The sequence below is a fragment of the Streptomyces agglomeratus genome, from assembly GCF_001746415.1.
Classification (GTDB): domain Bacteria; phylum Actinomycetota; class Actinomycetes; order Streptomycetales; family Streptomycetaceae; genus Streptomyces; species Streptomyces agglomeratus.
Map to the genome: position 1 here is coordinate 4,145,753 of NZ_MEHJ01000001.1, position 11,461 is coordinate 4,157,213.

14 protein-coding genes and 1 tRNA gene are annotated in these 11,461 nt (G+C 70.2%); 1 reads left to right on the top strand and 14 read right to left on the bottom strand.

Annotated features, from left to right (window positions below; genetic code table 11):
- Position 1 precedes the first annotated feature (1 nt).
- A tRNA-Ser gene (locus tag AS594_RS17955) sits at positions 2–88 on the top strand.
- Positions 89–232: 144 nt separating this feature from the next.
- Here the strand turns inward: AS594_RS17955 and AS594_RS17960 are convergent.
- The 14 genes from AS594_RS17960 to AS594_RS18025 all read right to left on the bottom strand — a co-directional run bounded on the left by AS594_RS17960 (position 233) and on the right by AS594_RS18025 (position 11,121).
- Positions 233–1,351 carry a tyrosine-type recombinase/integrase gene (locus tag AS594_RS17960; protein WP_338120170.1) on the bottom strand — a complete coding sequence of 373 codons (1,119 nt, stop codon included), beginning with the start codon at positions 1,349–1,351 and terminating at the stop codon, positions 233–235.
- Between the two features lie 327 nt (positions 1,352–1,678).
- The gene (locus AS594_RS17965; RefSeq protein ID WP_107393227.1) at positions 1,679–1,864 is read right to left on the bottom strand and encodes a helix-turn-helix transcriptional regulator; all 186 of its coding nucleotides are present in this window, start codon (positions 1,862–1,864) and stop codon (positions 1,679–1,681) included.
- Positions 1,865–2,351: 487 nt separating this feature from the next.
- Complete coding sequence (locus tag AS594_RS17970; protein ID WP_069935157.1) at positions 2,352–3,827, bottom strand: ATP-binding protein; 1,476 nt, start codon at positions 3,825–3,827, stop codon at positions 2,352–2,354.
- Positions 3,828–3,829: 2 nt separating this feature from the next.
- Positions 3,830–4,669, bottom strand: coding sequence for a bifunctional DNA primase/polymerase (locus tag AS594_RS17975; protein ID WP_069935158.1), 840 nt, complete (start codon positions 4,667–4,669; stop codon positions 3,830–3,832).
- Complete coding sequence (locus tag AS594_RS17980; RefSeq protein ID WP_069935159.1) at positions 4,666–5,391, bottom strand: DNA cytosine methyltransferase; 726 nt, start codon at positions 5,389–5,391, stop codon at positions 4,666–4,668. Before AS594_RS17980 ends, AS594_RS17975 begins: the two co-directional genes overlap by 4 nt.
- Positions 5,392–5,481: 90 nt before the next feature.
- On the bottom strand, positions 5,482–5,946 hold the full coding sequence (locus AS594_RS17985; RefSeq protein WP_069935160.1) for a hypothetical protein: 465 nt from the start codon (positions 5,944–5,946) through the stop codon (positions 5,482–5,484).
- A 204-nt stretch (positions 5,947–6,150) separates the two neighbouring features.
- Positions 6,151–8,268 (bottom strand): FtsK/SpoIIIE domain-containing protein, encoded by a 2,118-nt coding sequence (locus AS594_RS17990; protein ID WP_069935161.1) that lies wholly within the window; start codon positions 8,266–8,268, stop codon positions 6,151–6,153.
- A gap of 103 nt (positions 8,269–8,371) precedes the next feature.
- Positions 8,372–8,677 (bottom strand): hypothetical protein, encoded by a 306-nt coding sequence (locus AS594_RS17995; protein WP_069935944.1) that lies wholly within the window; start codon positions 8,675–8,677, stop codon positions 8,372–8,374.
- A complete protein-coding gene (locus AS594_RS18000; RefSeq protein ID WP_206281715.1) occupies positions 8,674–8,835 on the bottom strand; it encodes a pRL2-8 in 162 nt (53 codons plus the stop codon). Before AS594_RS18000 ends, AS594_RS17995 begins: the two co-directional genes overlap by 4 nt.
- A gap of 11 nt (positions 8,836–8,846) precedes the next feature.
- Complete coding sequence (locus tag AS594_RS18005; RefSeq protein ID WP_069935162.1) at positions 8,847–9,164, bottom strand: hypothetical protein; 318 nt, start codon at positions 9,162–9,164, stop codon at positions 8,847–8,849.
- Position 9,165: 1 nt separating this feature from the next.
- Positions 9,166–9,513 carry an RRQRL motif-containing zinc-binding protein gene (locus AS594_RS18010; RefSeq protein WP_069935163.1) on the bottom strand — a complete coding sequence of 116 codons (348 nt, stop codon included), beginning with the start codon at positions 9,511–9,513 and terminating at the stop codon, positions 9,166–9,168.
- The gene (locus AS594_RS18015) at positions 9,513–10,412 is read right to left on the bottom strand and encodes a DUF2637 domain-containing protein (RefSeq protein WP_069935164.1); all 900 of its coding nucleotides are present in this window, start codon (positions 10,410–10,412) and stop codon (positions 9,513–9,515) included. Before AS594_RS18015 ends, AS594_RS18010 begins: the two co-directional genes overlap by 1 nt.
- The gene (locus tag AS594_RS18020) at positions 10,409–10,855 is read right to left on the bottom strand and encodes a Pycsar system effector family protein (RefSeq protein ID WP_069935165.1); all 447 of its coding nucleotides are present in this window, start codon (positions 10,853–10,855) and stop codon (positions 10,409–10,411) included. The genes AS594_RS18015 and AS594_RS18020 overlap by 4 nt, the downstream gene beginning before the upstream one ends.
- Positions 10,852–11,121, bottom strand: a complete 270-nt coding sequence (locus AS594_RS18025) for a DUF6284 family protein (protein WP_069935166.1) — start codon at positions 11,119–11,121, stop codon at positions 10,852–10,854. Before AS594_RS18025 ends, AS594_RS18020 begins: the two co-directional genes overlap by 4 nt.
- Between the last annotated feature and the right edge of the window lie 340 nt (positions 11,122–11,461).

Here is an 11,461-nt window from a genome sequence, read left to right on the forward strand (position 1 = left end):
AGGTGGGTTGCCCGAGCGGCCTAAGGGAACGGTCTTGAAAACCGTCGTGGCAGCGATGTCACCGTGGGTTCAAATCCCACACCCACCGCACAGTTCAACGTAGGTACTGGTCAGAAGGGGTGTCTCCGACTCGGAGACACCCCTTCTGCGTTCAGCCTGTCTCACCCTGTCCCGCCCGTATCCCACTGCTGACCAGGGTGTACGGCCAACCTGTGGCCAGGATCGGGCGCGGTCAGGGCGCCGGCCGATCGTCCTCGGCATGCTCGGCAAAGCCTTGGTCGATCAGCTCGTTCATCCGGTCTTCCTCGCCGTCCAACACCTTCGCGTAGTACCGCTGAAGTACGGCGATGCTCTGCCCCGCCCGGCGGGCTGTCTCAGCGAGGCTCACCCCTGAGCGGAGCCAGAAGGACACGCAGGCGTGCCGCAGGTCGTACGGGATGCGCGCGAGCGGGGAGGCCACCTGAGCCGACGTGAGCGCGCGACGGCGCGCTTCCTTCCACACAGCGCCGTACTCCTGCGAGCGCACAGGGCCACCGCGCACGGCACGGAAGAGACGGCCGTCGTCTCCTGAGCCGAACTGCTCGATGTGTTCGCGCAGTAGCGACACGAGGACGGGCGGAATCGGCACGCGGCGGACGGTCTTACGGGCGCGGTGCTTGAGTCCGCGTTCTTCGTAGGGCATGCCGTCGTCGGTCCAACCGGAGCCCACCTGCGGCCGGGCGCCCGAGAGGTCGAGTCGGCCCCATCCCGTCACGGGAAGGGTGCACTGGTCGACGCTGAGCACCGAGACTTCCTCCGGTCGCATAGCGGCGTAGTACATGCACCCGAAGAACGCGGCCAGGTGCTCACCCCGGTGTCCCTGACCGTGCACGGCCTTGATGAGTTCGGCGGCCTGAGCGGGGGTGGCCACGCTCCGCTCGTCCAGTTCCTCCACAGCCTTGGGAATGTCCCAGTGGACACGGCTCAGCGGATTGCTCGGCAACAGCTCCTTTTCCACGGCCAGTCGAAGGCAGTTGCTCAGTACGGCCCGGCGTCGCCGGATCGTGTTCGGTGCTGCGGGCTTCCCGTCCATCTTCTTAGCCAGCTCGTCGAGGACCGTACGCATCCGCTTGGCGCTGTCGAGGTCCACGACAGCCGGCGCGTTCTTCTCCACCCAAGCCAGTGCCTGCGCTTCGGGGGCGGGTGGCGCCGTCCCGTGCCTACCGGCGTTGAACGCCCACTGGTAGAGCGCCCGCCGCAGAAGCTCGGCTTCCGGCCGTGCCTTGCTCTGCGGACAGATCGCCATCGTTGCGATGGTCAGGCTCTCCGCGATGCTCGCGCGGTGCTTGGCGGCGGCAGAGGGCCATTTCATGGCTACGTGGTCCCGAGCGTGTGCGTACCAGGATGTGCGGTTGAGCTGGCGCAGCTCCGAGACGGGAAGGCCAGTCTCAGTATCGAACGCCTCACCGCTGGATGCTGCTGTCATGAGCTTGGCCCGACGCCCATCGGCAAGGGTCTTGGTCAGGAACGGTTCTTGGTGCACCTTGCCGCCCACGGTCCAACGAAGCTGAAACGGGGCGCTCTTGCTCGCGCGGCGGCGGATGCTCCACACGCGCACGTCATAGCTCTGCATGTGTCTCTCCTTCATGGCCGAAGGGGCCCGCGCACGTCGCGGGCCCCTTCGGTGTCGTGCTTCGGATCAGGCAGCTTGTTCGCAGGTCTCCCACCAGGCGTCGAGGTCCTGGCGCCGGACGCGGATCTGTCCGTTGGGCAGCTTGCGGAGACGGGGAGCGTCACCGCGCGCCCGCATCCGGTAGAAGGCGGCGCGGCTCATGCCGATCTCTTCGAGAACTTCGGGAAGCTTGAGCATCTTGGGGACAGCCAAGGCGGAGACTCCTTCAGCAGAGTTCAGCGGGCAGGGGGGAGCGGAAGTGGCAGACGTTCCGGGGGAGCCCACATCGGGTCCGCTTGTGTCCGAGGTGCGGATTTCTGCGTCACAGCGTCACCAGCGTCACTCGGGCTTCTGACCTGGGGCTTTGCGTGACGCGGCGGTGTGGGGGTGCGTCATCGGTGCGTCACGTGCTGCGTCACGGCGTGACGCAGGTGACGCAGGATGACGCAGAGCCTGCCGTCTGCGTCACGCCTGTAACCGCAGGCCAGGGGCTGTTTTCCCCGTCCGTGTGACGCTGTGACGCAGAGCTTCCCTACTTAAGAAAAAAGAAGGGGTGTCTGTAGTAGTCCGGTGGCCTCTCAGAGCGTGAATGAGGGGCCGCTTCGCGGCGCGACCACCAGGGCGGCGTTCCGCCGAACAGCAAGAAGAGCACGCCACGGCGGGGTGCTCCTCTTGCTTGTCCGGGTGAACGGGCTGCGGGTCAGAACGCTTCCGTCTGCTCGTGTGGGAGTGGGGTGGCTCGGCGGGTCACTTCGAGGTACCGGCCCTCGCGGGTGCGGCCAGAGTCGATGAGGACCCCCCGGGCAGCCAGGGTCGGTTGGAGGCGCTTGAGCCGGTCGGAGAGGACTTTGCCGGTGGTCGGCCATCCCTTGGGCAGGGGCCGCAGATCGTCGCCGCTGTAGACGCGGCTGAGGCAGTGCAGCCACTCGGTGGAGGTCATCCGCTGTTCGCCGCCCGGTTCGATGCTGTCGGCGTGCAGGAGGACGGTCTGCGCGAGGAGATCGCCTTCGATCACGTCGTCGTTCAGGTCGTCGAGGCTGGCCCCGTAGGCGTTGAGAGCTCCGAGGCTGGTCGCCGCGTCGAACTGCGCGCACAGGTGAGCGAAGTCGGCCATCCGCAGGTCGGTGGGAGTCTCAGCCTCAGCGGCGCGAACCTTGACTGTGAGGTCCAGGAGCGAGCCGAGGATGACGGGCAAAGCGTCCTCGAACTCCGCCCACAGTTCGGCCTCGGTGCGCCTCACGCGGGGCCGCTCCAGGCGCAGGGGCAGGAGCCGTTCCGCGAGGTCGGGCCGGATGACACCCACGTCGATGCCGGTCAGGAGCAGGGGGCGGCGGTAGCGGGCCCGGTGCACGTCGCCGTCGGTGAACAGGGCCCTTTTGACGCTCTCGGCCCCGGTGACGATGCAGCACATGGCGTCGGACAGGTCCGGCGTCATGTGGGAGAGGTTGTCCAGGGCGGTGACCCACCCCGCCGCCACGGCCGCGATCAGGTTCTCCTCATCCTTCGGCGCCCGACGCAGGTCTCCACTCATGCCCTCGATGATCCGCACGAGCATCCGGCCGGCCGTGGACTTCCCCGCCCCCTGCGGGCCGGTGAGGAACGGCGCGGGGACAGGCACCGACGGCCCCAGACAGCCGATCAGCCACGCCATGGCCAGGCACTCGGTCTCCGCGTTGATGAAGTTCGTCAGCCTGAACAGAAGGTCGATGCCCTTGCCGTCGGTGTCCTTGACCGGCAACGGGAGTTCTCCCGTGAGCTGGGTACGCCGCCAACACACCTCCTGTGGGTCCGGCACGGTGATCTCCCAGCCGGTGGGGTGAATACGGACGGACTGCCCGTCGCTGCGGCCCAGGTCCAGCCACGTCGCCCCGTCGAATCCGGGGGCCACGCGGATCTGTACGGCCTGGGTGGCCTCGGTCAGCGCCAGAGCCTCGATCAAGTCCAGCGCCTCCTTGAGCGCGGTCCCGTTGAACACGCCGCGCCCGTCCCTGAACAGGCCCACCATGAGTTCCTGGCGGTGGCTGCCCGTCGTGCCCTGGGAGCGGATCGGTCGGGCCACGGGGTGGCCGTTCTTCTGCGCGTACACGGTCCCTTCGGCGGTGCGGAAGTACCTGAAGTGCGCCTGCGCGTAGTCGGTGATGACCTCGCGGGCGGGGTTCTTCTCGTCGTCTGCCATGGTCACAGTCCCAACCTGGTGCGGGCGTTGGTCCACGCGTCGATACAGTGCCGGGGCGACTCCCCCTTGGCCTGTGCGGCGGTGAACAGCCGCGCGGTGTGCGCCTCGGTGAGGCAGCCGCAGCGGCCGTGCGTGGAGAGCACGGCCAGGAACGTGCGGTACACGGTGGCGTGGATGGTCTCGCGGGCCTCGGCGATGCGCTGTTCCGCCATGGCGATGCCACGTTCCAGGTACGTAGGCGTGCGGTGAGGGCACTCCCCGCCGCCGACCGGTGCGGGCACGGTGATGACCTGCGGCGCGGGCCGAGCCGTGGCGGGCTTGCTCACGGCCAGCGCGCGCACGGCGTCCGGCAGGTAGGCCATGGTGCCGGTGCCGAACCCAAGCCACCGGGCATAGGCCATCGTGGACTTGATGTCCACGCCGGGCCGGACCGCGTTCGCGGACTGCATCCGACCGAGGTAGAGCCAGTGCTCGCCCCGGGTGGTGGGCACGGTCTGCGTGGTCGGCAGGTTCTCGCGGGCCCACGTGATCGCGTCGGCGTTGTCGAGATCCACGACCGTCAGCCCCGCCCCGCCCGGGTGGTAGGCGACCGCGCTCGCACGCATCCATGCGCGACGCCAGGGACCGCAGGTGATGACGTCCAGGTCGGTCGTCGCGGCGGCCCACGCGTGGCAGGGACCGGGGCAGGCACAGCGCCCGGGGTTCTTCATGTTCGGCCGGCCGCCGCACGCGTTGTCCGCGCACCGGCGGCAGTTGCCGAACGGAACCTTGCCCGCCCGCAGGGGAAGGACCGGGATCTGTGAGGCGGCGAGGTCGAGCGCGGTGCGCAGGTGCTCGCTCATGCCGCCACCCCCAGCACCCGGGAGGCGAGGAAGGCACGGCCGATGTGCTCGCTGTAGGCGGGCGGGATGGCCTCGGTCAGTTCCTCGCGCACGTCGGTCCAGTCGATGCCGAGCGCGGCTTGCAGCTCCGGAACGGTGGGCTTGCCGCCGCCGTTGCCGTAGGCGGCCACGTAGGGGCCGTCGTAGAAGCGGCCGTGCCGGTAGCCGCGTACACGGCCCCGGTGCGGCACGTGCGCCGGCTGCTCGATGCTCCAGCCGCCCAGCTCGAAGTTGCGGTGCCGGATGACTCCGAGACCGAACATCTCCCCGCACAGGGTGAGGTCTTTGCGGATCTCCGCGCGGCCGTTGGGCTGCTCGATCACGTACGGCAGGCCGGTGGCGTCCAACAGCTCACGGGTGGGCGCCACGAGGTCGACGTGCGGGCGGCCCCATCCCTGCGATGCGTTCGTGCCCACGGTCAGTGCACAGCCGTGCTGGCAAGGCGGGGAGGCGTGCACGAACGCGTACCGGCGGATCTCACCCGTGGCGATCAGGCCCGCGAGGTAGGCCAGAGCGTCGCCCTGGTGGCGGGGGAAGGGGTAGTTCGGCCGGTGGGCGATGTCGCATCCGTCCACGGCGAATCCGGCGCGGGCGTAGCCCATGGCGGCGCCGCCGGCGCAGGAGAACAGGTCCAGCAGTAACGGCCGCTCGCCGTCTCGCCGGATGTCGGTGGGTTGAGTCATGCTGGGAGACCTCCACAGGTCTGTAGTGGGCAGGTGGACAAGGGCGGCCCCGAATTCATTGGCGTGAGACGGGGGCCGCCCTTGGCGTAGCTAGCCGTGGAAGTGGTTGCGCTTGATCACGGCCTTGCGGATGTTCACGGTGGTGCCGCCCTGGTGGCCGCTCGTGCTGAAGATCTGCACGGCGATCCATCCGCCGAAGATGACGGCGGCCAGGATGATGAGCTGGGTGATGAACGCGGTGAGCGCGGCGATGAACGAGGTGAGCAGGAGCAGTCCGCTGCACACCGCGAGGAAGCCGACGCCCTCGAGGGCGACGTTCACCGCCGTCCGCGAGACGGCCGGTTTGACCGTGACCGGTTCCGGGCGGGCGTGGTCGATGGCGTAGCCGGTGACGATGCGGCCGTCCGGGAGGACGATGCTCGCCACCGCCGGGACGCTGCCCGGCTGCACCGTGACGACCGGCGACGGGGCGATGGTGGCGGGCGGGTACGGGGTGGGCTGGTGGACTTCAACGGCCCGCTGTACGGGTGGCTGATGGGTGTGGTCGGGGTACATGCGGAATCCCTTCCGGCGTATAGCCAGGGAGGCGACGGCACCCCCTTCGGGGTGCCGTGTGGCGGGGTGTTCTGGGGGTCTGAGCTGCGTGCCTCCCTGATCCCCTGAACGATCATTTGTGCAGGTCAGGGCCAGGGAGGCGGGTCAGGGAGGTGTTCAGGGAGTTCTCCCTGTCTCCCTGACCCGTCGGAGGTTGGCTCCCTGTCATCCGTCGGCGGAAGCGGAACCCTGGGTGTCGCGGTTGGCGAGGGCGCGGGCCACGCGGTCGCGGGCGACGACCATGACGCCGTCGGACTTGTAGGGTTCGGCGCCGGCGTCGTCGAGGACGCGCTTGAGGTCGATGAACGACCAGCCGCCGTAGGCGTCCGCGTGCCGTGTGGCGAGCCGCGCCAGCACGTCCTTGGTGCGGACGCGGGGCGCGTCGCCGACGACGGCGGCGATGTCGGCGAGCGGGTCGTGCTCCGCGCCCCGATCGATGGCGTGCAGGGTGGTGACTCCGTCGCGCAGGGCCTTGGCCCGGTCGGTGATGGCTTCGGCGGCGTCGTCGTCGATGTAGTGCGTGCGTACCGTGATGGACGACTGTCCGGCCGGGATGGTGACGCCGTCGGAGGCGACGACCAGGGTTCCCCGGTCCAGACCCGGGCGCAGCAGGTTGGGAGCGGCGCCCCCGTCGACGGCCTTGTCCCCGAGGGCCATGCGGGCTTGGGATTCGGTGCCCAGGGCGAGGGAGGCGCGGGTGTGGGCGCCCTCGCGGACCAGCTTGGGAAGGTTCTCGTTGGTCGGGTCCTGGGTGCCCTGCCACATAAGCACGTTCACGGCCCGCCCCTGGTTGTGGATCTTCCGGACGGCCATGAAGTACCGGGAGTTGGCCTTGGACCCGCCGTACGGGCGCTTCTCGGCGTCCTTCGCCGGGCACATGAACGCCACCTGCGCCTCGTCGACCAGCACGATCAGCGGCGGGAACACGGTGCCGGGCGGCGCCTGGATACGGCGGTTCATCTCGTCCACCGCGCCCTCGACCATCTCGGTCACCTGGATCACGTGCTCATCCGTCGGGCCCTGGATCAGGGTCGTGGCGAGCCCGTCGAACATGGCCCAGTCACCCACGCCCTTGAGGTCGCCCATGAGGAACTGCACCGACCTGTCCAGCGACAGCCACAGGGCCAGGGAGCGCAGGGCCACCGTCTTGCCCTGGTTCGACAGACCCGTGATGAGCAGATGGCGCTGGTACAGGCTCAGCGCGGCAGCGTCGCCGCGCAGATCCTGCCCCCAGGGCGCCTTTCCCTTGGTGTAGTCGGCGGTCATCGTGTCGTCGGTGACCAGCGGGGAGGGGCCGATCGGCTCGTCCAGCGCCCCCGAGTCGGCGATCCACAGCCGGACCGTCCGTGCGGCGGTCGGGATGGTGATGAACACTTCGTGCTCGTGCCGGGTCAGGTTCTCGGCCAGCTTGCGCCGCTTTCCCTGCACCTCATTGGTCGACACCCCGGACGGCAGGGTCACGTCCACCTCGACACCGCATCCGGCGATCCGGATCGGTCCCAGCATGGACGCGCCGGCATCGCCCATCTCCTTGATAGCGCGCGCCAGGGCGGGCACTCCGAGGTCGCGCAGGGCCTTGACCACGATGGACGGCGTGATCGGCTCCCCCTCGCCGTTGCGCACGTTCGCGGGCAGTGCCCAGTTCGGGGCGGCGTGCTGCTTGCGGCCCACCGACCACAGGGCGAGCAGCGCGAGGAACGGGCCGATGGTGAGCGCCGGACCCCAGACGACCTGAACGATCCGGATGAGCAGGGCGATGAAGTCGATGGTCGCCGACAGCGGGGTGATGACGTCGCCGACGTGCCCGGTGTTGAGGGCCATGACGACGCCGAGGGCGACCAGGACACCGATGCCCATCCCGGCGCCGACGGCCACCCCCTTCGCGGCCTCGACCGGGGAGTGCAGGAGGTCCATGCGGCGGTGGTGGCGGGCGGCGCGGAAGCGCTGCAACCGCTCCTCCCACTCCTCGGCCGCTTCCAGGTTCCCCGCGGCTTCCGCCGCCCGGATCATCCGCTCGTACCGGGAGCCGGTACGGCCGTCCCAGGTGCGGCGGGCCACGATCCGGCCGCCGTTGAAGGTGTAGAGGCTGTGCCGGGCCACCGCCCGCACCGTCGCCCGCGTCGTCTCGTGCGTGGCGGCGGTCTTGATGGCGCGTCCGGAGCGGACCCACAGGGGCACGGGCCGGGCCGGCGGCGCGTCGGGGACGACGGTGAGCATGGTGGGGGCGGTGTCGGGGGTCGGGGGGTCGGTGGGCTTGTGGAGGTGGACGACGTTCTCAGACATGCTGGAAGTGCTCCTGACTGCCCCAACGGGGCGGGAGTACGCGGGAGTCCGGGGCGGCCGGTCCGTGGCAGGGGACGGCCACCCCAACGTGCTGCGGTGCAGGTCAGCGGCCGTACCGGGCGCGGTTCTCCGCGTGGCTGAGGTGCGACGGCTCGGTACGAGGGCCGTCGAGCCAGCAGAACGGGCGGATGCCCTGGGCGGCGGTGAAGGTGCGGATCGCGGCCCTGTAGGGGGCGTCGGGGAGGGCGTAGACGCGTCCGCCGTCGAGAGAGGCCAGCAGCCGAGCGCCGTGGTGCTCGCACCCGTCGGCCCCCGCCTTACCAGCGTCGAGCACGGTCACCACGACCGGACCCACGCAGGGCGTGGGGTCGTCGGGGTGCGCGGCGGGGCAGCGGCGGTCCACGCTCACCACCAACTCGACTTCCTCTTGGGCACGAGGTAGGGGCAGCCGTTGACCATGTGGTCCACGCACTGCGGGCAGTCCTCGCGCGGCTTGAGCTTGCGGTGAACGCGCCGGTCGTAGGCATGCTGCCAGCACTGCGGGCACTCACCCGGTGGGGTCTCCATGCCGGGCACGGTCACCACCACCCCGACGACTTCTTGGCCGCCTTGGCGCGGGCGGCTTCGTTCACGACCCGCTGACGCTCGGTCGTGAGCGCGGCGATCTCCGCGACCAGCCGGATCTCAGCGGACGCCCAGGCCGTTTCCAGCTTCCGGTCCGCGCGTGCGGGACTCTCACCGCGCACGACCTTGTAGGAGCCGCCGGCCAGACCGGCGAGCACCGCGCGGCGCTCGCGGCCGTCCAGCGGCCACAACTCGCGGTTCTGCACGGCGGCCAGCTTGCGGCTCGCCTGCGCGATGGCACGGTCCAGGCGGCGGGTGTCGGGCTTGCCCATGTCAGGCACTCCTCACGGCGTGGGAGGGATCGGGGTAGGCGCAGGGCACGCAGGTGCCGAGCGAGGTGGGGATGACGTAGCCCGCATCCGTCCGGCACTGCGGGCAGATGCGGCGGGCGGCGTTGGCCTTGGCCAGCGCCGACCACCGGCCCGGCGTCATCGGCCGGACCGGCTGGGCGAGGTCGACGCGGTAGAGGTAGGCGACCAGCGGCCCACGGCGGCGGCGCGGCCGTTCGAGCTGCGCGGCCACGCACTGACCACCTGGCCGCAAGCCGCGCGCCCTGAGTTGGCGGCGGGTGGCGTAGCCGTCCGGGGCCAGGCACCACCGGTAGACCGGCAGCGCCCCCATCACGCGGCCTCAGCCGCCGTTGCGGCCCGTTCGGCGAGGATCGTGTCTCGCAGGGACCGGGCGTTGGCCGGCGACGTGTGCACCTCGCGGCGGATGCCCTCGGCGGTCACCTTCGCGTCCGGCCAATCGGCCGTCGCCGTGCGCGCTTCGGCGAGCAACTGTTCCGGCGTGCGCTTCGGGCGGGTCGACTTCGCCACCGCCGGGACACGGCCGGTGGCGCGGCGCGGGCGGGGCGACTCTGCCGCCACCGCGTGCCGCTCGATCGACTCGACGGGGGCCGGTGCGATCGAGGGGAGCGGCTTGGCGGGGAGCGTCGACTTCAGGAAGCCGACGGCCACCGGCCGGGGCAGCGCCGTGACGTTCGGGGTGATCGGCTTTGGGGTCGATACCGCGAGGTCAGCCGTAGACCGTTTCGTATCGCTCTCTGTAGATTCCTCCGCATCCGTGCTCACGGTCGGAATCGGGGCGGGGCGGTGGTGCAGCACCTTGGCGACGAGATCGGAGCCGAAGTAGATCGACCCGACCGGAAGCGACGTGGCGAGCAGGACCAGGGCCCAGTTCGCCGGGTCCCAGTCGGCCAGGCGCCCCCAGTCGACCGTGCGGTCGTGCAGCTCCGGGACCAGCCCGTGCACGTAGTTCAGGACCAGGGAAGCGACGGTGTAGGCACCCAGCACCCGCAGCGCGAAACGACGGGCGTCGCCGCCGAGGACGAGTGTGGCGATCAGGGCGAGCGCCATCAGACCGTCGACCACGAACGGATACAGCGTCGCCGCCGTGTCATCCGCGCCGACGGCGCCGGCGATGTCCCGCAGCGCGTTCCACGAGACACGGAACGCCATACCGACGACGGCGACCAGGGCGAGGACCAGGGCGGCACGGCCCTTGCGGCGAAGGTTCATGCCACACCCCCGACGGCAAGCAGGGCGGCAAGGACCAGCAGGGCGCCGCCGGTCATGGTCAGGTCGACCGCGCGACGCAGACACGTGAACTTGGCGACCGCCAGCCGGGACAGTCCCGCGATGTCGGCGGCCAGATCCGAAGAGACCGCCGTACCGATCTCCTCGGCCGTGAGCGTGGCCCACAGCGGGAAGCCGTGCCGGCCACTCAGGTTCGGGCGGGCCGACCGCAGCAGCAGGCCGGCCGCCGCGACCAGCAGTGCCAAACCAAGACCGCCCGCGACGATGACGGGCACGGTCAGCGGCATGTCGCGTACGACCGTCCAGGTACCGGCGAGCACCGCGCCGACGAACGCCAGCAGCAGCGCCGTCTTGGTATCCGTCCGCGCGATCTCCGCCTTCACCTCAGCGTGCGCGGCGGTCAGGTTCCGGTCGGTGGCACTCACGCAGCACCGCCGGGGAGGCTCGTGCAAGCCGCACGGTTGACCAGCGCGACCCGCGCCGCCAGCGCGCGGCGGCGGGCCCGGCGGATGCGGCGGTCGTCCAGCTCGGTCGGCGTGCGGTCGAGAATGACGATGTACGCGTCCAGCAGATCGACATCCGCCAGGATCACGGGCATCTCACGCTCGATCGCGTCCAACTCCGCATCCGTCGGCTCCATGAAGTCGGCGAACGCGGTAACAGCATCCTGAACAGTGACGATGTGGCTCATTGGGTCGTGTTCTCCCTTGCAGGTGGAACGGCCCGAACAGCGGCCCCGGTGTTCCAGCACCGGGGCCGCGCGCCGTTTGATGGGTCGGTCGAAACATGCGCGGATCTCCTATGCGCACGGCGCTGCTCGCTCCGGGGAGGTCCGAAATCCCGGAGGTCGCGGCAGCAACAAGGTGTGCCGTGCGGTTCTTTCGAGTCGGTGGCGTGTCCCCCTACAGGTGTGGGACCCGGTTGTGACGCGGGTCCGGTCTCGGCCGACTGGTCTCCACCCGCCCTCGGCCGGTGCAGTCACGGCCGTCTCACTGCGGTGGATCACGCTCTTGAGTTGTGGTTCGGAAGAG

Bases quoted from the DNA above. Each gene is read 5' to 3' on its own strand.
- AS594_RS17980 (WP_069935159.1), bottom strand. From the start codon at position 5,391: ATGACTCAACCCACCGACATCCGGCGAGACGGCGAGCGGCCGTTACTG.
- AS594_RS17990 (WP_069935161.1), bottom strand. From the start codon at position 8,268: ATGTCTGAGAACGTCGTCCACCTCCACAAGCCCACCGACCCCCCGACC.
- AS594_RS18015 (WP_069935164.1), bottom strand. From the start codon at position 10,412: ATGAACCTTCGCCGCAAGGGCCGTGCCGCCCTGGTCCTCGCCCTGGTC.
- AS594_RS18025 (WP_069935166.1), bottom strand. From the start codon at position 11,121: ATGAGCCACATCGTCACTGTTCAGGATGCTGTTACCGCGTTCGCCGAC.
- AS594_RS17975 (WP_069935158.1), bottom strand. From the start codon at position 4,669: ATGAGCGAGCACCTGCGCACCGCGCTCGACCTCGCCGCCTCACAGATC.
- AS594_RS17960 (WP_338120170.1), bottom strand. From the start codon at position 1,351: ATGAAATGGCCCTCTGCCGCCGCCAAGCACCGCGCGAGCATCGCGGAG.
- AS594_RS18000 (WP_206281715.1), bottom strand. From the start codon at position 8,835: ATGGAGACCCCACCGGGTGAGTGCCCGCAGTGCTGGCAGCATGCCTAC.
- AS594_RS18010 (WP_069935163.1), bottom strand. From the start codon at position 9,513: ATGGGGGCGCTGCCGGTCTACCGGTGGTGCCTGGCCCCGGACGGCTAC.
- AS594_RS17970 (WP_069935157.1), bottom strand. From the start codon at position 3,827: ATGGCAGACGACGAGAAGAACCCCGCCCGCGAGGTCATCACCGACTAC.
- AS594_RS17985 (WP_069935160.1), bottom strand. From the start codon at position 5,946: ATGTACCCCGACCACACCCATCAGCCACCCGTACAGCGGGCCGTTGAA.
- AS594_RS18005 (WP_069935162.1), bottom strand. From the start codon at position 9,164: ATGGGCAAGCCCGACACCCGCCGCCTGGACCGTGCCATCGCGCAGGCG.